This is a genomic window from Bartonella sp. CR84HXZ (assembly GCF_042194535.1).
In the GTDB taxonomy this organism is placed as follows: Bacteria; Pseudomonadota; Alphaproteobacteria; order Rhizobiales; family Rhizobiaceae; genus Bartonella; species Bartonella grahamii.
Map to the genome: position 1 here is coordinate 12,503 of NZ_JBHIMY010000010.1, position 23,426 is coordinate 35,928.

A 23,426-nucleotide genomic window follows, 5' to 3' on the forward strand; every position below is an offset into this window, starting at 1 on the left:
TTTATTGTTTTTGACAAAGTATAGATATTATGAGCGTTTTTTCAAATTTTTAAGCATGTGAAAAAAGGAATGGGTGTTGAATAAAAAATAGGCACTAAAATAGATCAAGAATATGCCAAGCATGATCCCAGCTAAGGTGCTGGCGCGCAAGAAAAAGGATGCTTGTGAGGATAAAGGAAAAGACAAAAAACCAAACACATTCAATCCGTAATAGAGGGCTAGTGCACTCAAAAGGGTTGCTATCATGAGACATAATATTTGCTTTATCAGTTGGAAGTCGTATTTCCAATAACCGCGTTTGATAAGGACACCCCAAAGCAACAGGGCGTTGACCCATCCAGAGGTAATTTCAGCAATAACAATGCCTCGTGCAGATAGAATAGGAAATAATGTTAAGGCGAGACTGATATTGATGAAAACGCAAATACCTGTAAAAATCATCGGTGTTTTGGTATCTTCATGGGCAAAAAAATTAGGAATAAAGACCTTAATGAGAACAAAAGCTGGAAGTCCTAATCCATAAAGTTCCAGTAATTGTGCAACATGGTGTGTTGATTGACTGGTAAATTGTCCTCGCTCAAAGAGCAAACTGACAATGGGAGTGGAGAGCAGTAAAAAAGCGATGGATGCTGGAAGTGTTAACAATAGCGTTAATTCAATAGAGCGGTTTTGTAAATGGTGGGTTTCTTTGTGCTTTTTGCTTCGCAAAGCGCGTGTTAATTCTGGTAAAAGAACGGTTGCAACGGCAATGGCGATTACACCTAGAGGCAATTGGTAAAGACGATCAGCGTACATCAAAGAAGAGACAGCACCCGATTGACTAGAAGCAATGTTGGTATTAATGAGCAAATTGATTTGTGTGATGCCACCCGTGATGGCTGCTGGGAATGCTAAAGTTAATAGTTTGCGAACATTAGGACTTAAATGGGGTTGGCGGAAGGAAATTTTCATTCCACTTTGACGCAAAGCAAGGGCAATTAAGGTGAGTTGAAGAAGTCCTGCTGCCAATACACCCCAAGAGAGATTTAAGCCGATATGCCAAGCGTCAAGTTTATAGATCCAAGCATAGGCAAGCACACCAATCAGAATAATGTTTAAAAAGAGTGGGGCAATGGCGGCAATAAAATAGCGTCGCAGAGCATTAAGCATGCCCCCCATCATGGCAGCAAGCGACATGCAGGTTAAATAGGGAAACATGATCGCAGTAAAGTGAATTGTAGCGTTAAATTTTGTTGCATCTTCGGTAAAACCTGGGGCAATAATGGTTCGTACCAAAAAAGGCATACTCAGTTCCATCGCAATCGTTAACAGTAAGAGCATCGAAAAGAGAACGCCAAAGACTTCTTCTGCAAATTTGCATGCTGTTTCTTGACCATCTTCAGTAATTTTTTTTGCAAAAAGAGGAATGAAAGCAGCGTTAAAGGCACCTTCAGCAAAAAAACGACGAAATGTGTTGGGAAAACGAAAAGCAGCGTTAAAGGCATCAGAAACAGGACCAGTCCCTAGGGCTGCTGCCATAAGCATTTCGCGTACGAAGCCAAAAATACGGCTCATGAGGGTTCCGGAAGCAACTGTTGCAATTTTTTTAATCAATGTCATAAAGATATATCGGGTTCGTTGTAAAAGAGAAGCGATGATAGGAGAAATAAACCGTTTTAAATCGTAAAAATCTGATCTGTATCCCAATCAAGGATACTTTTTGTAAGCGTTTTACGACGGTGTTTATCTTTCTGTCAACAATGGTGCTTGAAGACTTTTTTATGCTCCTTGTTTACTGTTGCATTACAATTTTTATTGTTGCCATAAAATAATTAAAATTTCTTTTTCAAACTGAAATATGGGAGCGACATCATGACAGTTTGAAGGGACATATAGGGATATATAATGTTAATTTCTCTTTATGGTGTGATGTCGTGAATAGTGCACCCCAATACCGTTCTGTTTTTATGTAAGGGGCATGACCCTATTAAAGAACGCAAATAAAATAAAAGCGTGAAGCAATGTACAATCTCCATTATCTATCCATTATTTAAAAGACAGTGCTTTAGATGTTTTTAAAAGTTGTAAGGCTAAGCTAAAAGGTGATGGCAAAGCTCGTGATTGGTTTTTACCTTTACGGCTTTATATTCTCTCAAAATTAGGCTGCCTTCCCATTTTAGAGATTACATAAACAAAAGGATAGGAAGACGTGATCTTTCAACAGCATTTTGTCTGTTTTTAGCACTATAGGTAATGAAAGTGATTAATTATCATTTTCAAAAATGATTGATCCTTTCATTTTACTTGTTCAGGTTTCTTTTCATAGTTAATGAGGATAAAATCTGAGGAAATAAGATAAATTTGTTCTCTCATGGTTTCCATTCCCGTTGAGGTGCGATTGATTTGCCAATGAAAGCAGGCGGGTAAAGGCTATCATTTTTACCAGAGAGGGCAAAAAGTTAAAGTTTATGAATCCTTTAGATATTCATTGTCATGGCTTTTGCGTGCTCTGTTTTGTGAGGTTGAATATTTTCTTGTCTTTTAGAACTCTGATTGACGTTTTCTGTCATTTTTTGCACTTTAATTGCTTCTTTATCAAGAGTGTTGGAACATTTTTTTTCATTGTTTGTCTTTATAGATTGATGCTGGATAGATTGATACTGGTTTGGTGCTAAGCACTCATCGAATTTATGGTTATAAAAATACATGGGGTGTATATGCTGTTCTATCTCTTTTATCTGCTTGACTATTTCCATAATTTCTTTTGCTTTAACGGTTGATGTGCCAAGACACTTCGCAAGTTTTTCAGGATTATTTTCCTTTATAGCTTCATGCTCGCTTGAGGATAAGCGCTCATTGATTTTTTTGATATAAGTCCTTATCTCCCCCCTTAATTCAGGAGAGTTTGATAAAGTTTCTTGCTGTTGTGCTTTTGACAAGGAAAAGAGATTTTTCATCCAAGCCTCAGGAATTTTTACCGACTGTTCACACCGCCTTTGTTTTACATGATGGGTATGGAGAATGTCTCTTTCTGTTTGTTTAAAAATATTGATATAACGATCAATGGCTCTACAGAGGGGCAAAATATTTGCTTCAGCATGGGCGCGCGCGTTGTTTTTTATGCCAAATACATTGCTACCAGAAAGCTTAGAAATAGATTGGGGAGAGGTGGCAATTTGATAGGTGAGCTGTTCTCCTTCAGTATGATTTTCATGGATCATTTCTATTCTTTTCTGCAAAATATGACGATTGCCATAAATGATTTGGCACAAAGTTTCGATTTCTTTTCTTCTTACTTGAATGGATGCGTTGTTTTTTATCCTTGTGGCAATTTCATTGTTGGTAAGGGGAGCTATTGTTTCTGCGGGGATAAGCACTTCTTGCTGGTTTTGAACTTTTGGTGCTGTAAAGGAGAGGGCGTCACCGATTTTTAATGTCTGTATTTGCTCTGGGGTGAGATCTTTTTTATTTCCCAAGATGAAAATCCCGTTGGCATCAAGCATAAAGCCATTGGGTCCACTGCCTCTGTAGAAGCCTTTATAGGTATGACCTTCTTTCGCTGTTATAATAAGATGATGATGAATATTTTCAAATCCAATATGTTTCATATTGTCCATGAATTCTTTTAAAATAAGTATTTTTTCTGGATTTGAGATATCCTCAAGAAGATGTTTCATCTCTTCCTTATCGTTATGTTTTAGCGATGCAATGCTGGCAAGATTCATGCGTTTTTCTGTTACAAGAGAAAAGTCGAGTGTGTGGCCAGCAACTTGCCCAAGTTTTTCAAAAAACATTCGTTGTGTGCGTCCATTACCTTCTCTGAAGGGATGCGTATAGTTGAGCTGTATCAACATTTCAGTGACATATTCAATAAATGTTTCGCGGGTTAAGCCTTTTAAACTATTCGTTTCAGAAAGTATTTTATCTAAATTTTCTAGTCCCTCTTGTATCTGTTTTGCTGAGGCAAAAGAAATACCAGCTTTTTTCATCATTGGCATATAAGCAACGGTACCATCTTCAAATGTAAATGGTTTTTCGCGTGTTTGTCCGGCCCATTCAAAAGTATTTTTAAATAGGGTGTGATGAATATATTGGAGATATGTGGAAGTTAGTTTTTGCGGTGGCGCTTCTTGGCGTAGATGAATGATTGCTTTTGTTGTATCATGGGCACATTGCACTTTTAATTTTTTATAGTCTTTTATTCCATATTTATTTTTTAAGGTGATACTATTAGGGCAAAAGAAATTACGGTACATTGTCTTATTTTCTTCGGTTTCAGGCGATGAGGATAATTTCTCCTGTAAGGTGAGAGGGACGCTGTCCGTCTTTTTTGTACCAGTGTCCCAGTATGCCATTGCTTTTTTTGGGGGTTGTTTTGTTCTTTCTTGATGATCAGAGCGTTTTTCCTTTGTCATTTGGACAGATATTGGATCATTTGTCGCTGTATTGCTGGTCTGTAAAATGTTTTTTTGGAAATCTTTTTGTGTTTTCCTCATGGAGGAAGCAGATTGCGCAATTGGTTTGGCCATTTGTTCTTGTTCTTGCAAACTTTGAGGCATAACTTCAATGCTGTCATGTAAAGCATGAGGGGTAATCCATGGTGAAAAAAGGGCGTTTTCTTTTTTCTTTGTTTGAATGGATGCGTTATCTTTGCTCTTTTCAGTTATTTCATCGCTTGTGAGAACGGCTCTTTTTTTTTCTGGAAGCAATGTTTTTCGCTGAGTTTTTTCTGGGTTTTGAGTTTTGGGCGCTGTAAAGGAGAGGGCGTCACCGATTTTTAATGTCTGTATTTGCTCTGGGGTGAGATCTTTTTTATTTCCCAAGATGAAAATCCCGTTGGCATCAAGCATGAAGCCATTGGGTCCACTGCCTCTGTAGGTACCATGATAGGTTTCTCCTTCTTTTGCGACGACAGCGAGATAATAATTTTTTTCATCCAATCCAAGCTCTCTCATAGAGTTGGTAAATTCTTGTAAAATGAGCAATTTTTCTGGATTTGAGATATCCTCAAGCAGATGCTTCATAGGTTCTGGATCGCTATGTTCCATGGCAGCGGCGCGGACAAAGTCTTTACGTTTTTTGCTCACAAGAGAAAAGTCTAACTTATGTCCTGCTGCTTGAGCGAGTTTTTCAACAAACAGTCTCTTTGTGCGCCTATTGCCCTCTCTGAAAGGATGCATGTGGTGCAAATCTATCATTATTCCAGCTGCTTGTTCAACGAATTCTTCGCGAGTTAAGCCTTGTAAATTATTCTTTTCAGCAAGTGTTTTATCTAACTTTTCTAGTCCCTCCTGTATTTTTCTGCCAATCGCAAAAGGTTTTGTAAATTCTTTTCTTTTCAAAATGGGCATAGAAGCAACACTACCATCTTCAAATGTAAAAGGTTCTTCGCGTGTTTGTCCGGCCCATTCAAATGCACGGGAAAAGAGGTGTTGATGAAGATATTTTAGATAGGAGGAATTAAGCTGCTCAGGTAGAGGTTCTTGACGCAGTTTTATCATTTCTTTTTTTACATCATCACAACATTGTTCCTTTAATATTTCTTGCTCTTTGATGCGGTATTTATTTTTAAGCACTTTGCTATTGGGATAAAAGAAATTTTGCGATGCTTTATTGATTTGCTTAGAAATGGCTGCACTAATTGCAGGGTGTTGTTCTTGCAATTCTTCTTGTGTGGAAGAGGCATAATGTTTAGTGTTTTCTTTCATGTATATTTCCTTTCAAATGTTAACATTATTTTTTGAAAGCTTTTTTTACATTTTTTGCCTTTAATTATTTTCATTGCGTTTTCTTCAAAGAAGAATGCCCATTTGAATGCTTGAAAAAATTGACCTTATTCGCATGGAACAAAGTTAAAGTTTGTAATTTTTATGAAGTATTATCGTGAAATTTTATCAATGAATTCTGTAAAATAATGGGGTGTCTTATTCAAAGTTTTCTGTATTTTATACACCATCTTTGATGCAATCTTGGCAAGGTAATTGCACCAAAGTTTTGTATGAAAAGCCAACAATTAGGAGATTTATCACGACAAAGCTATTGCTTTTGATGTTTCGGCTCTGCGCGGTCGAACATGCGGCTGGTCTTCTTGTCTAGAAGTTTCTGCAACCTCTTGATGCTGCTTTGCAGTTGAGCGTTCAGGTAACTTCGGGGACCGCGATAAGTTTTGCTGCTTTTGCAATTTTTTATCGGGATCGTTAAGCGGTTGATGACGTTTTTGTTGTTCTGCCTGATGGTTTTGCACAATGGTTTCTCTTAACTGTTTTACAGTTTCAGCATAATCCTTAATGGCGGTACACAGGGTAGGAAGATTTTCTTCAGCAGCTTTGCGTGCTCCATTTTTTATGCCAAGGACTTGCCTACCAGCAAGCGGAGCAAAAGATCTAGAAGGGTTTTCAATTTGAAATACAAGCTCTTCTCCTATCTCTGGAATTTTTTGCATATCTTCTATTCTATATTGCAAAATAAATGGATCATTATAAACAATTTCGCACCAATATTCGATCTCTCTTTGACCATATCGAACCGATGGATCTTGTTGAACTCTGCGGGCAATTTCCTGATTTGAGAGAGGCTTTATTTTCTTTTCTGAATTGAGCGGATTTTGTAAATGTTGATTTATTGGCTCTTTCTCTTGTGCTTGTCGCTGGTGTTGTTGTTCCGTGTGAGAACCTCGTGAAATCTTTTCACTTTTTGTATATTTTAAAGTATACACATAATCGTTAATGGCAGTACGTAGGGTAGGAAGATTTTCTTCAGCTTTTCTGCGCGCATGATTTTTTATGCCCAGAACTTTTTTACCAGCAAGCTTAGAAATAGACTTAGGCTGTTCTGTAACATCCCATAAGAGCTTTTCTCCCATATCGGGGTTTTCTTTGATTGCTTCTATTCTTTCTTCTAAAATAAGCTTGTTGCCATAAACCTTTTCGCACAAAAATCGTATTTCTTCTTGATATGCTACGAGTAATAGCTCTCGTTCCATTGTATTAATAGATTTTTTTTGTCCGTGAGACGGTTTTGGCTGTTCAATTGCTGTGTGTGGAGAGGCAGGTTTTGGGATGGCAGCATCGCTTTGTTTTCTGTTTTCCATATGGTGCGGTTTTCGTGAAGGAGGTACTGCATATGTTCCACTATCTTGTGATGATGAACTACTTTGTTGCCTGACTTTCATATGTGATGGTGTTTTGAGTCTAACACTTGGGTAGTGTGCTTCAGGATTCTGAATTTTTGCACCGTTTTGCACTCTGTCTCTCATGCGTGGGGGCGTCTGATGAGAAGGCGTTGCATAGCGACTTTCTTCTTCTTGAACTGTTGGTTTGTTTTGTTGCCTATCTTTTTCGCGTGGAGGTCTTTGTGGCGCTGCTTTTGTGTGCGGAGAGGAGTTTTCTTGGATTTTTGAGCTGGGGATTTTTGAACTGGGGATTGTTGTGCCGGTTTGTGTTTTTTCTCTCATGCGCGGAGGAGGGGGCGGAGCCACTTTTGTCTGTAGGGAGGGGAACTCTTGAGCTGTTGGTTTATGTTGTTGTCTCTCTTTTGCACGCGGAGGTTTTGGCGGAGCCACTTTTTTTTGTGGGGGAGGCGTCTCTTGGTTTTTGGTGCTAGGAGGTATTGTGCTGGTTTGCACTGGGTTTTTCATGCGTGGGGGGGGCGGTGGAGCAATCTTTGGGTGGTGTGATAAATTTTCTGGGCGTTTTTGTACAGTTGGTTTTGGCAAACTTTGAGAAACTTGGGGAGGGGGGGTTCTGGTGGGGGATTGTTCAGTCTGTTGTTGAAATTTTTCCATCATTTCGGTGATAAAAGGGGAAGGATTTCTTTTTTTCATACATGTTCCTTTCAAACTCTTCCAATATTGTTTTTAAATACTATTTAAAAATGTACGTTGGTTTTTATTCTGTTGTATGCTTTTTCACTTGCTTTTATGAGAGAGGATATGAAACTGAATTGTTCACAAGATTTGGCTCTCTTGGCGCAAATGACCTTTGCCATGTGTTGCGCCAAGACGTTAGATTCAATGTGAAAACTTATTAGCTCGCAAAAGCCATCGCTTTTGGTATCGCAGTTTTGCGAGGACTAAAATCTGTTTCTCTTTGTTGAGTAGAGGTTGTTGCTTCTTCATGAGTTACTGTTGAATGCTCAGTGCGTTCAACAGATTGTGATAAGCGTTGTTGTTGATGCAAATCTTGCGTCCGTTTAGAAGATGGTTCATGGCGTTTTTGTTTTGCCTGCTCGGTTTGCAAAATGCTCTCTCTTACTTGTTCTACAGCCGTTGCATAATTGTCAGCGGCGTCAATTAAGTGAGAAAGACCAGCTTCAGCGTGTCTGCGTGCTTGATTTTTAAAGCCACAAAGACTGATACCAGCGTACTTGTGAAAAGATTGAGGATTTCCGACAAGTTGCTGTGCGAGCGCTTCTATTGTTTCAGGGTTTTGGAAAAGTTTTTCCACTTGTGATTGCAAAATGTTTGCGTTACCAAAAACAACTTCGCACCAATATTTGATCTGGGCATGGTGCCTTTTGACTTTTGAATGTTGTTGAATTTTGGTAGAAATTTCTGCCTCTGAAAGAGTTTCTTTTTCACGTTGATCTGGTTTTTGCAGAAGTTCAGTGACTGCTGCCTTTCCCATTAAACGTTCATAGTTTTTGAGTTCTTGCTCTGGAGATTGCGATAGACTCTCTCTTGCCTGTTTTACAGCTTTTGTATAACAATCAACGGTGACGCAAAGGGCGGAAAAATCTTCTTCCGCTTGTTTGCGCGTTCGATTTTTGAAGCCCAACGTACTGGTGCCTGAAAGTTTAGCGATACTTTCAGGATGGGCTGCCATGCGCCATGAGAGCTCCTTTCCTGCAGCGGGATTTTCTTGAATTTCCTCCATTTTTTCTTGCAAAATATTTGAATCTCCATATGCACTTGCGGATAAACGTTGGATTTCCTCTCGATATGTTTGAACCAATGAATGGTGTGGAAGCAATTGAATGATTTCTTCCTCTGAGAGAATTCTTGTTGCCCTTTTTAGAGAAACTTGTGAAGTAACTGTTGAATGTGTCGTTTCAGGTTTTTGCTGCCTTTTGGTAGAGCTACCTCTTGTTAGAAGCGTTGTTGGATTTGTTGATTCATGTACAGTTTCTTCTTTTAAAAGAGATTGTCTTTCCTCATCTTTTTCCGGTATGGATGACAGTCTTTTGCTTTGGGAAGGAGCTTCTTTATAGAGGCTTTCTGGGCTTGTAACCTCTGCCGCCGCTTTTTCATAGAGCGCTATAAGTTCTTGTATTGAAGGGGATGAAAAAGGGTGAGGGTGATCTTTTTTCATGCATGTTTCCTTTCAAGAATTGTTTTAGAAAACCTCTTTGGTGTACACTCTCGCCCTTTATATTTTTATGGTTTTTATAAGAAGATATCAAAATTGAGTGGTCTCCAAAGATCGGCGCTATTTGTCACCATCGTAATGGGACTTTGTGTCTTTTATACAGTTTTTTTGTGAAATTTTATCAATAAGTTATAGTCAATTACTGAATCCATTTTTAGGACTATTTTCTGTCACAAGATAAAACAATTCTTGGCGCAACCGCAATAAAACGATTTACGCCAAGAGATTACATGAAAAACAAAACTATCGTCTTTATGCTTATAACCCCTTACATGGCATAAGCCATACCGTGTCTTTGTCGTTGAGGACTGTGCTCTGGACTCTCCTGGTTTTGTCCTCTTGTGTGATGATGACGATGATGAGCTCTTTCAGCTTGCTGAGAATTTTCTTGATGGCATCTTTGCTCCGCTTGAGGGGTTTGCAAAAGCCTCTCCTTTGCTTCTTTTACAGCCTTTGTATAACCATCAATAGCATCAACGAGTGGTTTAAAACCGTCTTCAGCTGCTTTGCGTGTTTGACTTTTTAAGCCAAGTGCGGAGCGGCCAGCAAGTTTATGTATAGATTCAGGATTTTCAGCAAGTTGATTTGAAAGGTCTTTTCCTTTACTGGGATCTGTAAGTATTCCTTGCAAGTGTTGTTGGAAAAGCGTGTCATTGCCATAAACGACCTTCCCCCAGTGCATAACCTCTTCTCCATAAGCTTGGACATGTGGGTTTTTTAAAAGTATGACAGTTATTTGCTCAGCTGTGAGGGAAGATGAAGGTCTTCCTCTTTGTTGCGGAGCAACCTTTGTATAGTCTGTTTCAGGATCTTCTCTTCTTTGATGATGGTGTCTACCTTTTGAAGGAGAAATACTGCTAACTGATGCGTATGTAACTTCAGCTTCGTGTTTTGGGGAAGCAACCTCTGTATAGTCTGTTTCAGGATCTTCTCTTCTTTGATGATGGTGTCTACCCCTTGAAGGAGAAATACTGCTAACTGACGCGTATGTAACTTCAGCTTCGTGTTTTGGGGGAGCAACCTCTGTATAGTCTGTTTCAGGATCTTCTCTTCTTTGATGATGGTGTCTACCCCTTGAAGGAGCAATACTGCTAACTGACGCGTACAGAACTTCCTCTTCTGGGGTTGGTGTGTGCTGGTTTCCTCTGTTTGGTTTATTAACTGTTGCATAGAGGGCTTCTGGATTTGCAGAAGGGTGTGGATGATGTTTTTTCATGCATGTTTCCTTTCAATATTTTTAGAAAACCTCTTTGGTGCATTCCCCACTTTTAGTTTTGATAACTTTTGTACAAAGGAAGATATCCAACTGAATGACCACCAAAGATTTCGCGCTATTCAGGATCAGTGTGACGGACCTTTGTGTCTTTTATACAGTTTTTTTATGAAATTTTATCAATAAATTATGATAAATTACGGATCCACTTTTAGAACTATTTTTATAATATTTTAAAACAACTCTTGGCGCAATCGTAATGAAACGATTTGCGCCAAGAAATTCAATGAAAAATAAAAATTTATGTACTTTACGGGGGCTCACTTACATGGCAAAAGCCATTCCTTTTTCGCCATGTCTTTGCCGTTGTGGGCTGTGCTCTGGACTATTTTGTTCTTGTCCTCTTGTGTGATGACGACGATGATGGTGGTGATGCCTGTGTTCTGGGTCTCTTTCTGGACTTTCTTGTTTTTGACCTCTTTCATGTTCATGTGTAAATTGTTTATGGAGCTTTTGTGTGTTATGCATATGTCTCTCAAGAGCTGAGCAAAGGTGAGTAAACTCCTCTTCAGCTTCTCTGCGGCTTGGAGATTTTACACCAAGTATTTTGTGACCTGCAAGCTTACCAGCGCTTTGAGGATTTTCTGCAAGATCCCATAAGATTTGTTCTGCATTTTGAGGATCATCAAGGATCTTCGCAAGTGGTCCATTCAAAGCATGCTCGTTACCATAAACAACTCTGCATCGCTCTTGGATTTCTCTTACACCATATTGAAAGCTTGTATTTTGTAAAAGCTTTGTTGTAACAACATCTTTTGGGGTTCTGGGAGGGGAGATCTTGCCTGAGCCAACGCCTTGATATATGGGATTTTCTCGTTGTTCAGATTCTTGCCTGCCTTCAGCCCCCATGCCAACCGTTGCATAGACAGATTCGAGTGATTTTTGGGGAGAGAGACCACCACGTTCACCAAATTCAAGCTCTGCATAGAGATGTTCTGGTTCATGGGAAGAATGCCTACCCTGTGCATCTCCACCAACTGTGTCGTAGGGGGACGTTTGCCAACCTTTTGCCTCCAGATCGGTTACTGCATAGGGATCTACGAGTCTGTCGGCGCGTCGCCCATCACTTGGTTCTCCACCAAGTCTGTCATAGGGATTTCCTAGTGGCTTTTGGGGAGCATAGATCGTTGTTGGTGGTTGTTGAAGTGTATATTGTTGTGGGTTGCGCTGTTCTTTGGGTGGTTTGTTAACCTTTGCGTAGAGGTCTTCTACCTTAGAAGCTCCTAGGTTTTGTTGTTCTAGTGGCTTTTGGGGAGCATAGATCGTTTTTGGTGGTTGTTGAAGTGTATATTGTTGTGAGTTGCGCTGTTCTTTGGGTGGTTTATTAACCTTTGCGTAGAGGTCTTCTACATTAGAAGCTCCTAGATTTTGTTGTTCAAATTGTTGTCTTAGTTCATCTATATTGGTAGAAGCGGTTGGGTGACTTTTTTTCATGGCTGTTTCCTTTCAATATTTTTAGAAAACCTCTTTGGCTTTGGCGCATTCCCCACTTTTTGATAACTGTAAGACACAAGGCAGATATCGAATTGAATGACCTCCAAAGATTTTGCGCTATTCATATTTGTATATAGTGGATATTTATGTCTTTTATACAGCTTTTTTATGAAATTTTATCAATAAGTTATAGTAAATTACAGGATTCATTTTTAGGACTGTTTTTTGTAACATTCTAAAACAACTGGTGGGCGCAATGGAGATAAAATGATTTGCGCCAAGAGTTAGTTGGAAGGCAAAAGTTCACGCGTTTCTAGCCGGTAAGAGCAAGTGATGAAGAGCGATTAACTTTTAAGGTGTGAGCTTGACATTGTGCTTCTTTGGTGTTCCTTACAGTATTCGCAATTTCTTTTGCTCTGCTTTCCGATGTCCCAAGTAGGCAAGCTAGTCTGGTATAATCTTTTTCTTGTATGGCTTTACGATCTTCTGAAGATAGACGATTGTGTAGTTGGCGCGAAAAGTGATGGAGTTCTTGTCGCAGTGAACGAGAATGCAATAAAGCTTCTCTTTGTTGTTCTCCTGGTAAGGCAAACAGGTTTTGTAAATTTTTTCCAGGTGTTTCGACAGTGTGGCTCAGGCGTTTTTGTTCTCTTTGATGTTGCTCTAAAATTTCTTCTTTTGTTTGTTCTGTTATTGTGGCATAATTTTTAAGGGCTTGGCTGAGTTGTGGAGCAGTTTGTTCCGCCTGTCTGCGATTTGGACTTTTCATGTCAAGTATTTTTCTTCCTGCAAGTTTAGAAATTGATTGAGGGTTTTGTAAAATTTCATTGGCAAACTGATTTCCGAAGTTTGGATCTGCCGTTAAGATATCCGTTTTTGTCTTTAATGCGTGGGCTTTACCATAAACAGTCTTTGATAAATTTTCGATTTCTTTTCGGCATGCTTCAACATAAGGGTCATGTGAAATCCTTGTGAATAACTCTTCATGTGTGAGAGGTGCTAATGTCTCTTTTGGGATCAGTGTTTCTTGTAAGCTTTGAACGTTGTTTTTTTGAAAGCAGAGGCGGGCACCGTTGAGTAATGTTTTGACGAGTTCTGGGGGGAGATCATCTTTGTGGCCGACGACGAAAGCACCGTCTACTTCCATGACAAAACCTTCTGCTGAAAAACCTCTAAAGATGCCTTCATAGGGGATCCCTTCTTTTGCGGCAACAACAATACGATTGTTAATTTCATCCAGTCCAGCATTTCTCATTTGGGAGATGAATTCTTTTAAAACAAGGGATTTTTGCGGATGCGTGATATCTTCAAAAAGATCTTTCATCGGTTGGGGATTGCCATATTGCATGGCTTCAATACAAGCTGCTGTCATGCGTCTTTTTGTGATGAAAGAAAAGTCAATGGTATGTCCTGCTGCTTGTCCAAGTTTTTCCATAAACATTCGATTTACGCGCCCATTCCCTTTTCGGAAAGGATGTGCGTGCTCGAGCACCATAAAAACTTCAGCGGCATTTTCAGCAAATTCTTGGCGCGATAAACCTTTTAAATTGTTCTTCTCATTCAGTGTTTTTTCGAGTTGTTTTAACTCTTTTTTTATCTGTGGACCAATAGCAAAAGGAACTTCATAACCTTTGGGACGCATCGCCGGCATATGGGCAGAGGTTCCGTCTTCAAATGTAAAGGATATATCGCGGGTTTTTCCAGCCCATTCAAAAGTTTTGTGAAAGAGGCTCCAGTGGATTAATTTTAAATAAGTGGAATCAAATTTTTGTGGAAGTGGTTCATGGCGAAAATTGATGGCTTCTCTGGCGGTATCATGGGCACAGCGTTCATACAGTTTTTTGGGGTCTTTTATGCCATATTTATTTTTGAGTGTTAGGGTACCTTTATATAAATAATTTTGCTCTAACATATAATCTCTCCTAGGTAGGTGGGGTGGTGGTTGATAAGCGTCTTAAACGCTGCATGTGAAAAATTCCCCTTCGCGTATTCTTTTGAGATTTTGGTGTTATGAGAGGGAGCGCTTTTCCCTCAAGTGTATGGATGGTTGTATCGATCGTTTTGTGATACTTTTGAAAGGTTTTTGGTGTGAGAAATGCCAAATGTTCTGTTGTGATTGTTTTCATGTATATTTTCTTTTTTCATTTATTTTTGGAAAGCTTTTCTGATGTTTCCTTTGTTTATTATCTTGTGCTGTAAAATACTGCTATTGAGGGCGCTGATATGAATCCCATGAGTGGTCAGAAAATGGATTATCTACAAATTGACTCTGGATAAAACCTTCATTCTTTGAGGTGTAAGGAAGAGGTCAAAAAGAAAAATGTTGTTTAAAATTGTTGGTTTTTTACTTTTAACAAAGTTATTTGCAAGAGCGCTTTGATGAAGATCGTGGATATGGCGGGTGCAATCGCTCTTGGTTTGCGGATGGAGTTGGTACTTTTCATACACAGTACTCAGATTAGTGAATCTATGGGCAAAAGCAGTCATCAAAAATTTTTCTCCATTATGTTTTTCTTATTGCTCCATATGAACATCTTGCCATATGAACATCTTGTTTGTGTATTTTTGAAACAAATTGTTTTTTATTTTGTATTGTTACTCTTATCGTATTGCGCTGCTTTAAGATCCATAAGAGAGGAAACCCTTTCTTTAGTTGGGGAGAAAAGCCTTTTTTCAGCGCTTTATCTTTAAAATAGAACACTTTATGATATCGTAAAGGGGTAAAAGTTTGTATAAGAACGATTTATTCATTTTGATGCATATCTAAAATATTTTTTTGGAAAAAATCGATGTTCTTGAGTGTAGGTGTCTTGAGAGTTCTTATCTCAAAGATTAAATTTTGGGTTTTTTGTAGGGGATAAATTATACACAAAAAGCTTTGTAGGAATGTATTTACAGACTTTCCTCAGTGGAGATGTTGGTTTAGTTATAGGTGATTTGAGGGGATTGGTGTTTTTTATAAAGACGATGGGCGCTGGTAAAACAATACACAAAATACAAAAAGGAAAAAACACGGTTTTTTTTTATCATGTTTTCCCTATGTGTGTGAGGAAGTGGGCAAAAACTTTTTGTTAACGGGCTTTTAAAAAACAGAAATGTATATTGTTTTTGTTGTTGTTCTTTTCATAGTCAAGATCTCATAATAGGAGGCTAGTTTTTCTTTTGTGGGGCAAAGCGGTTTTTGGCAGCTGCGGCTAACATTTCTTTTCTTCTGAAATAGATGGCGCGACCACATCGCAAAGGAGGTTGTCCTTGCATAAGAATAATTTGTTCATCTTGACGCATTTCTTGAATAACCTCATGGGGTAAAATCAGAGCTCTTTGTTGGTAATTGACGTTGTATGAACTCTTTCCTAAAGATAAGCCTCTTGATTTGCTTGTTCCGGTTACTTCAACAGTCATTTGGCCACAGCGTTCTGAAATGTCTTTGGCAGTTTGGAGGTCTTTAATGGCAGCATAGCTGACAAAGGAGCAGCTTTCAAACCATGAACGTGCTCCAGCTTCTCCAAAGTGATTGACCAACTGACCAGAGGATTGATAAAAAAGCATTAAAGATGTACCGTATTTACGTCCACGATCGCGCGCTTCTTCTAAAATATTCATATAGCCTAGAAGATCAACTTCATCTAAGACAAATAAAACACGCTTTTTATAGTTACCGTCTGCTGTAACCATGGCATTGAGAAAAGCGCCAATAATCACGCGTCCAATAGCTGGATAACTGTTTAAAATGCTTGCGGGGAGATTGAGAAAAACATCTGTATTGCCATTTGTAATATCTGAGGAAAAAAAATCATCTCCGCAGACAAGATCTGCGTAATTGGACAAAGAAAGCCATTGAGTGTCTTTTGATGCGGTTGTATAGACTCCTGAAAAGGTTTGCTCTGCCATTTCTGTAAAAATACCAACCATTTCGCGAATAAAAGGAGAAGGTGTTGTTTCTTGAATCATACGTAGTTGATTGACAACAGCTGTTTCTGATTGAGAGAGAATTCCACGCAATGTTTTTAAATTGCGCTCGTTGTCTTTATATTCATCAGAAAATATAACATGAGCAAGAAGGGCTGTTAAAAGGTTATGAGCTTGTGTCGAGAAATATTCCGCTGAAGAATTGTCTGATTTTTTATCTGTAAGAAGCAATTTAGAAAAGCTTACAATATTTGCTTCGCGTTGTGTGCGTGGTACGCTGTCGTCTAAAAGCCAATCAATGACATTAAAATTTTTTGTTAAAAATGAATTGGGATCGAGAACAATGACATTTCTATTCCCCATCTTTTGACGCGCAAATTTGACCATTGGGGCAACTTCTGTTGAAGGATCAAGACAAATAATAGACCCTGGATAGGTTAGACACGTGGGAACTACTGTACTTGTGGTTTTATAGCCACCAGAACCAGCAAAAAAGATCATATGAGTTGAACCAAAATCAAGATTAAAGGTTAGCAAAGGGGCTGTTCCCCCCTTTCCCCATGTTGTTTTATTGCCAGGTGAAAAGGGAATTTTGCACACATTATCTTGATCAACACGGTATCTTTCCCCCACAACAATTTGCCCATTGGCAGGAAAAATTTTCGCTGCCTCTCTTAAATTCATCCATGCGGATTCACCAAACACACCTTTTTTTGCACGCTTGACCTTATTTTTAGGTGGAGAGGTTGTTATGAATTGAATAATGGAAAAAAAACCACCAATGATGATGCCAAAGACAACCATGGGGTCCATGAATTGAAGCGCATAATTCCACGTTATTCCTTGTTGTCCAACATAGGGACCTAAACGTTTTATTTCTCCACCAATATAGTAAAGAGCTGTGGTTCCAAAAAAGATAAGGGAAACGAAAGTAATTCCTTTACGTAAGTGCAGCTTTTGCGAGAGACTATAAAACAATGACACAGCAGCTGTTAGTGCTAGGACTAGTAAAGGTTCTGAACGAAGAGTCCAATAAATTTGATTGCTCTTTAGTCCATTTGTTATAAACAACAAAAAATGAGGAACAAGGAATATCGTTAAAGCACCTAAAGCGATTGGTGTTAAAATGAGCACCATTTGTGTCTTGGTATATTTCATTGTATTTACTTTCAATTCTATCAGACTATGCTGCTAAAAGCTCTTTTTTCAGGTGTGTGATATTAAACTCTCTCTTTTTTGAAAAAGCGCAGATGACGCCAAACAGTTCTCGTTTATGAGCCCTTCTTATAAAGTAGGAAGCTTTTATCCATTCTTAGCAAGCCATAGAAAATGCTTTGGAACGATGCATTGTGCATACTTGTGTTTGCTGATGTAGTTCTTTGGCTTGCTTAACGGTTTGTGTAATTTGTTTGGCTTTATTTTCTGATACACCAATGCTTTGAGCCAGTGTTTCATACTCATTATTTTTGACAGCTTTATGTTCAGTTAGTGAGAGACGGCTATTGATGTTTTTTACAAAGTCGGTAAGCTCTTTTTGAAGTAAAGGATTTTTTGCTAAAGCTTCTTGCTGTAATTCTTTTGGCAAGGTGAAGAGCTCTTGTAAGCTTTTGCTTGGCATTTTTACTATTTTTGCACGACGACTTTGTTCTGTTGCATGTTCTTGAGTAATTTCCTTCTCCGCATGTTTTACAGCATGGGCGAAATTTGCAACGGTAGTACAGAGCATCTCAAGATGATTTTTAGCGTTTGCACGTGCTTGATTTTGTAGTCCGCATAAACTGAAACCTGCAAGATGAGAAACAGAGTGCGGTGCTCTTTCAATCTGGTTGGCGAGCTGTTGGCCTAAGCTTGGATTTTTGATGATCTCTAGCATCTGTTTATCTAATGTTTTTTCTTTACCATAAACAATTTTTGCCAATTTCTGGACCTGTTTTAAGCTTGCGTGGACGCAAGAATCTTCTGCAACCATTTCGGCTTTTTTATTTTCTGTCAAAGGAGCTAATCTTTCTTCTGGAATGAGAATGCTTTCAAGCTCTTTTGTTTTTGGAACTGTAAAGGTAAATTTGTCACCGGGTTTTAATGTTTTGAGTTGTTCTGGTGTGAGATGCTCTTTATTGCCGATGATATAAGCCCCTTTCACATTGAATGCAAAGCTATCATAACCAGCACCTCTATACATCCCTGTGTAGGTTTCACCTTCTTTTGCAACCATAACGGGACGATCATTAACATTGCGCCCAAGTTCTTTCATGTTGTTCATGAATTCCTTTAAAAGAAGTATTTTATTGGGATTAGAGATATCCTCAAATAGATGTTGCATTGGTTCTAGATCACCATTTTCTGCTACAGCAACACTGGCGAGCATCATGCGTTCTTTTGTAACAAGTGAAAAATCAAGCTGATGGCCTGCTGCTTGAGCGAGCTTTTCAAAAAAGACCCGTTGTGTACGTCCGTTGCCTTCTCTAAAAGGATGGAGTTGGTTAAGGAAGTTAAATAAACTTATTGCTTCAGAGTTAAATTTCTCACGCGTTAAGCCTTGCAAATTATCTTTTTCGGCAAGTGTTTGATCTAATTTTTGTAAACCTTCAGGGATTTCATCACCGAGTGCAAAAGGATTTTCCCATCCTGTTCTTTTCATTTCGGGCATAGCGGCTGTGGTACCATCTTCAAATGTAAAGGGAAGATGGCGAAGATGACCAGCCCATTCAAAGGTATTTTTAAATAACTGATAATGAATAGAGCATAGATAGGAGGTATCAAATTTTTCTGGTAGGGGGGCTTCACGCAGATTAACCATCGCTTTTGCTGTATCATGCGAGCATTTCTCCAGAAAGGATTTCAAGTTTTTTATTCCATATTTATTTTTGAGTGTTGTGGTGTTCGGGTAGACATAATGATGGGGAGAAACTGTCTGTATATTTTTTGTTTTTTCTTTTGCTTTTGGCATCGTAGCTTCCTTATAATGTTACGTTGTCCATGAGAGTATTAAATTCCTCGAGTGAAATATTCCCCCTTGCATATTCTTCTAAAATTTTTAGCGTTTTGGAATGTAGCGCTATTCCCTCTATTGCATGAGTGCTGATGGCTGCTTCAACCGCTTCACGGCGTTGTTTTAATTCTTCCACTGTCATCGATAAAAGATTTTCGCTGTTTTCTGTTGCTTTGGTTTTCATGTATTTTTCCTTTTATGTGCAATCGTTGCTTTAAAAGAGCCTTTAGCAGCCGATGTGATCTTCTTTTAGTCTCCTCCAAAGATATTTCGTTGTTTGAAGGGATCGTAATAAATTTCTGTGACCTTAAATTTTCCTTCAACCCGTTTGCATTGGATGATGATATCAATCATTGAAATCAACAGTCCTCGAATATCATCACGCTCTAAATCACCTCCTCCGTCACTTTCTTTGACCAAAAGGGTCATTTGCTCAAAGGCAGCAAGGGCTGTTGAGGCATGAACAGTTGTAATGGAACCTGGATGACCTGAATTGACATTGCGGATATAATAAAAGGCTGTACCATCTCTAAGTTCTTGCAAAAGAATACGATCAGGACGCATCCGTAAAGATGATTCAAGCAATTCTTTGGGTCCAACAGAGGCTAAGCCTTGTCCATCTTTTGAATAGAACATCGAGACATGATTAGGGTGCGGTATCACCAATTCTTGTGTATCTTCAATGGTGATAATACGCTCTTCTTGAGGAATTTTGGCGATTAATGCTTTTGATAATGTTGTTTTACCCGAACCAGTTTTTCCTGCAATTAAAATATTTTTCTGGCATTTTACAGCTTGATTTAAAAAGGAGACAAAGTCTTTATTGCAGTAGGCATGAGCTAAGTTATGCTCGATGATTTTGAGTTCGTTAAAACGAGAAAGATAATCATTCAATGGCGTGAAAGATATCTGTTCACAGAGCGAAAACAGACCGTTATTCGCGAGCTCTTCGAGAGAAAAACTTTGCGATGATGGTTTGCGAATTGTCATACTAATCGTGTTTTTTTCGACAGCCGGCGGAATAACAACTTGAATGCGCTCATTACCTGGCAGAGTAGCCGATAATATTGGATTCTTGTCTGATATGTTTTGCTTGGAATAGGACGCGACAACTTTTGCAATCCCCATAAGCTCATTAAAAGAGAGAGCCGGTGCTTCTATAGTTTTCCATCCATCAATACCTTCCGTCATTACTTGGTAGGGACGATTGATAACAATTTCAAAAAGGCTTTCATCTTTCAAAAAAGCACGGATGGGTTCAAGTTTTGTGAGAACAATCGCGATGGTTTCATCGCTCATGGTATGTAAGTTTGAGTTCATTTTAAAGGTATCACAGAATTTTTGTAAAAGTTTCTTGAAACAGCTCGATTGGTAATCTGTTTTTTATTTTCGATGACTTTCAATTTATAGACGCTGGAAAAATCCAAATCGCGGGCAACAAAGATATTCACCATTTCTCCTTGGTTTTTGGATAATGTTGGAGGAATATTGGCATAATTTTCGACGACAATATTTGCAATATTTTGTCCTGAAGAGATTGTTTCAGTTTCTTCTTTTTCTTGTTTTTTTGCTAAACGTTTATTGGCATAGTTTGTCACATCTTTTATCAGGGAAACAAGAAGCGCAGATCCAATCCTCTCTAACCAATGGTTATCAATATCTCCATCTATACCAGAACGCCCTAAACTGTCTGTTGCAGGTGAAGCTAAGGATATAATGATACCATTAGGGGTTTTTGCTCTATTCCATAGCACAAAGAGACGTGTTTGGCCTTTTTTCAATCCGGCGCGATATTCACCAACAATTTGGGTACCTTTATCGAGAAGGACAACACGACCATTGTCTGATAAGATATCTCTGGAAACGATACAGCTGGCAAAACCTTGTTGATCACTGTTGATGGCTGTTTCTAAAATACAAGGGATAGAAGTTCCCATCGCGATGATGTAGTTTCGATTGCCAAGGGTTGAAGCACGAATACCTTCAAGCACTGTGGGTTTGAGAAGATGATTAAAACGTTGTGTCGTTTCATCAGGTTTACTTTCAAGTTGGTGAGGCAAAACACCATTATTTGTTTGTGAATCTATTTTGCCTTGTTGTGTATTTGCATAAGCTAATACAGGAGCACGTTGTGCTGCTTCCAACAGTGAGTCATCAGAATTTAATTGATTGATGTTTGGTGTTGGTAGCTCGACTTTTGGCAATAGAGCGTTATTTCGTTGAGGCTGTTCAAGGGGGGAAGGGGTAGGCTTTGCAGGGCGAAAAAGCTCTGTTTGTTTTATAACTTTTCCTTCTTTTGAAGATTCAATTGGTTGTTTTTTTTCTGTAACAAGTGTTGAATAGGCTAAATAAAGACAGACACTGAAAAGAATAATAAGAGCAATAGCTTTTCCTGCATTGTTCTGTTGACTTTTTCCTTGAGCATTTTTTATTGTATCGCGATCATTAATGCTTTTTTCATCCACGGTGTTATTCATGGCTGCTTCCTAGGTTCACTTTACGTTGTACAGATGGTGATGTCGTACCTGTTTCAGGGTTAATTCCTTCTGGTACGAACCTTTTATTAAAGATGCACAATACTTCATTCCCACGCCGTAGCGTGAATTGTGCAGCTGTTGCATGAACAATAACCTTGTTGCCTTTAATTGATTTGGGAATAAGCGCTTCTTGCCCATCAGGCGATACAATGTAAATGGCAGGGATTTCAATGTTGCCTAAAAAGGTAAAGGTTGTTGTTTTTCCATTATCATAGACAGAAGCAGGTTCAATGAGGGATGAACCTTGGGCTTCATAAGCCCAATTGCGTGGTCCAAAATCTTCATGGATATTTAAAACATCATTGACAAAGTTTTCTTCACGTTGTTTTGCTTTTTCTGCTTCGGCTAATTTCTTACGCAAGGCTTCATCTTCTGGATAACGAAACTTTACCAAGAAATATGTCTCATTGCCAGCTGAAACATCGCCTTCACGGATTTGCAGCTCGAATTGATAAGATCGTTGTGTTCCATCTTGACGGCTTGTGACAATTTGTAAATTGGTCACAGGTTGGATTTCACGTGGTTTGAGAAAAACAAAGTGACCAGCCGGTGCAACTTGCCAAGCAACGGAATTTCCAATTCCTACATAGGTTACTTCTTCATCATCGGCAAATTCCAGCTGAACTGAAGAGCGAATGGAGCCAATGATTTGTACGACGTTGTAGGGGTCATAATTGACAAATCTGATGCGGTTATCTTTACGTGCACTGACAGGCGCTGTTTCTGCAAGTGAGAGGACAGTGTGAAAGTTGAGAGTGATCGTAAAAATTAAAAAGGTTGTTTGTAAAAGTCTGATCATTTTATCACCTCTGGATCAGATCTATATTCCGATACTTGAAAACCAAGAGGGTTGATGAGACGATCAGACGTTGAAATGTGTGCGTTCACGTAGGAAAAATTTAATATTGAAATCCAATGGGAAATATTTTCTTTTTCATTAAAGTCTCTGACCGTTTTATAGTAACGAACTTGGATAAGATCTTTGCTTATAAAAGAGATTGATTTGATTGTGACGGTAGCAATCATGTTATGATAAATATTTTGCGGACTTTCTGGATTATTGCCCGCGTACCATTTTGCAAAACGGTTTTGTTCTTTTGGAGAAGATAAAAGAGAAACTAAGCGAAAATTGTTTTCTGCTTCTGATGCTTGAAAACCTTCACGGGCACGAACATATTGGCTGGCAAAATAACGCGTTATCGCTTCATCATAGTCGTTAGGGGATTCTTTGAGGGCGCTTACAGTATCAATAATGCCTGTTGAGTTATCGACGCGGATAACAAAAGGCTCTACCGTTTTTAAAGGCGTCAAAGCTGCGACAGCTAAAGCCAGCGCAATCGTCATCAATCCAAAAAGCACTGTTAAAGCCATGGAAATTTTCATTCGCACGCGCATGCTATGCATGCGATCAATGTCAAATGAGCGCGCTTCTTTTATATATTCTTCAAGGGCATCACTTTTCACGCGTAACCTCCACAGTTTTATCAGATCGTGCTTCATGAATAACCGGCTTTAATAAAGCTGAATTGGTTGTTGCTTTTTCACTTTCTAAAGTATTGAGAATGATGGGAGTGGTAACAGTCCTTACGCTCTTTTCTGGGTGGACAACGTTTTGATTGTCCCAATTCCACTTATCTTTATTTAAAGCACGGGTATGTTTGCCATTACAGCGTGGTGGTTTTTTGGGGCCACTCAAAGAGGCACAACCAGTAAGAGCGATTGTTAGGACCATAACAAAAGTTATTTTTCGTTTCATTTTTTGAACTCACAAATATCTTGGAATACAATGCATGAGAGCCTTTATTCTGGACACTTTTAAAAGTCTATGTGATTGGTTTTGTTGTAAGATCTAAGATGTTAGATCTTACCTGAAACAGGATCATGGCGCGTGCGCCAAAGGGCGCACGCAAGGCAAAAACAAAAATGCTTATTCTTTTAAA

General features: G+C 38.8%; 16 protein-coding genes. All 16 read right to left on the minus strand.

The window, feature by feature from the left end; all coding sequences use genetic code 11:
- Nucleotides 1-27: 27 nt before the first annotated feature.
- A complete protein-coding gene (murJ, locus tag ACFIKD_RS05795) occupies nt 28-1,599 on the minus strand; it encodes a murein biosynthesis integral membrane protein MurJ (RefSeq protein WP_375636419.1) in 1,572 nt (523 codons plus the stop codon).
- An 857-nt stretch (nt 1,600-2,456) separates the two neighbouring features.
- Nucleotides 2,457-5,687: a BID domain-containing T4SS effector gene (locus ACFIKD_RS05800; RefSeq protein WP_375647467.1), complete on the minus strand. Its 3,231-nt coding sequence runs from the start codon at nt 5,685-5,687 to the stop codon at nt 2,457-2,459.
- A 317-nt stretch (nt 5,688-6,004) separates the two neighbouring features.
- Nucleotides 6,005-7,801, minus strand: coding sequence for a BID domain-containing T4SS effector (locus ACFIKD_RS05805; protein WP_375647468.1), 1,797 nt, complete (start codon nt 7,799-7,801; stop codon nt 6,005-6,007).
- A 202-nt stretch (nt 7,802-8,003) separates the two neighbouring features.
- The gene (locus ACFIKD_RS05810; protein WP_375647469.1) at nt 8,004-9,287 is read right to left on the minus strand and encodes a BID domain-containing T4SS effector; all 1,284 of its coding nucleotides are present in this window, start codon (nt 9,285-9,287) and stop codon (nt 8,004-8,006) included.
- Nucleotides 9,288-9,612: 325 nt separating this feature from the next.
- Nucleotides 9,613-10,560, minus strand: a complete 948-nt coding sequence (locus ACFIKD_RS05815; protein WP_375647470.1) for a BID domain-containing T4SS effector — start codon at nt 10,558-10,560, stop codon at nt 9,613-9,615.
- Between the two features lie 321 nt (nt 10,561-10,881).
- On the minus strand, nt 10,882-12,051 hold the full coding sequence (locus ACFIKD_RS05820) for a BID domain-containing T4SS effector (RefSeq protein WP_375647472.1): 1,170 nt from the start codon (nt 12,049-12,051) through the stop codon (nt 10,882-10,884).
- Between the two features lie 313 nt (nt 12,052-12,364).
- Nucleotides 12,365-13,963, minus strand: coding sequence for a BID domain-containing T4SS effector (locus ACFIKD_RS05825; RefSeq protein ID WP_375636363.1), 1,599 nt, complete (start codon nt 13,961-13,963; stop codon nt 12,365-12,367).
- 10 nt (nt 13,964-13,973) lie between these two features.
- Nucleotides 13,974-14,177, minus strand: coding sequence for a hypothetical protein (locus tag ACFIKD_RS05830; RefSeq protein ID WP_375636365.1), 204 nt, complete (start codon nt 14,175-14,177; stop codon nt 13,974-13,976).
- 1,024 nt (nt 14,178-15,201) lie between these two features.
- A complete protein-coding gene (gene traG, locus ACFIKD_RS05835; protein ID WP_375636367.1) occupies nt 15,202-17,118 on the minus strand; it encodes a Ti-type conjugative transfer system protein TraG in 1,917 nt (638 codons plus the stop codon).
- A gap of 154 nt (nt 17,119-17,272) precedes the next feature.
- Nucleotides 17,273-18,907: a BID domain-containing T4SS effector gene (locus ACFIKD_RS05840; protein WP_375636369.1), complete on the minus strand. Its 1,635-nt coding sequence runs from the start codon at nt 18,905-18,907 to the stop codon at nt 17,273-17,275.
- 10 nt (nt 18,908-18,917) lie between these two features.
- Entirely contained in the window at nt 18,918-19,133 is a 216-nt protein-coding gene (locus tag ACFIKD_RS05845; protein ID WP_375620165.1) for an antitoxin VbhA family protein, read from the minus strand.
- A gap of 65 nt (nt 19,134-19,198) precedes the next feature.
- Nucleotides 19,199-20,269 (minus strand): P-type DNA transfer ATPase VirB11, encoded by a 1,071-nt coding sequence (gene virB11, locus ACFIKD_RS05850; RefSeq protein WP_375647473.1) that lies wholly within the window; start codon nt 20,267-20,269, stop codon nt 19,199-19,201.
- Nucleotides 20,266-21,426, minus strand: coding sequence for a type IV secretion system protein VirB10 (gene virB10, locus ACFIKD_RS05855; RefSeq protein ID WP_375636372.1), 1,161 nt, complete (start codon nt 21,424-21,426; stop codon nt 20,266-20,268). The genes virB11 and virB10 overlap by 4 nt, the downstream gene beginning before the upstream one ends.
- Nucleotides 21,419-22,285, minus strand: coding sequence for a P-type conjugative transfer protein VirB9 (gene virB9, locus ACFIKD_RS05860; RefSeq protein WP_375636374.1), 867 nt, complete (start codon nt 22,283-22,285; stop codon nt 21,419-21,421). Before virB9 ends, virB10 begins: the two co-directional genes overlap by 8 nt.
- Entirely contained in the window at nt 22,282-22,986 is a 705-nt protein-coding gene (locus tag ACFIKD_RS05865; RefSeq protein WP_273788313.1) for a virB8 family protein, read from the minus strand. Before ACFIKD_RS05865 ends, virB9 begins: the two co-directional genes overlap by 4 nt.
- Nucleotides 22,940-23,242: a type IV secretion system protein VirB7 gene (locus tag ACFIKD_RS05870; RefSeq protein ID WP_375647474.1), complete on the minus strand. Its 303-nt coding sequence runs from the start codon at nt 23,240-23,242 to the stop codon at nt 22,940-22,942. The genes ACFIKD_RS05865 and ACFIKD_RS05870 overlap by 47 nt, the downstream gene beginning before the upstream one ends.
- Nucleotides 23,243-23,426: the final 184 nt, after the last annotated feature.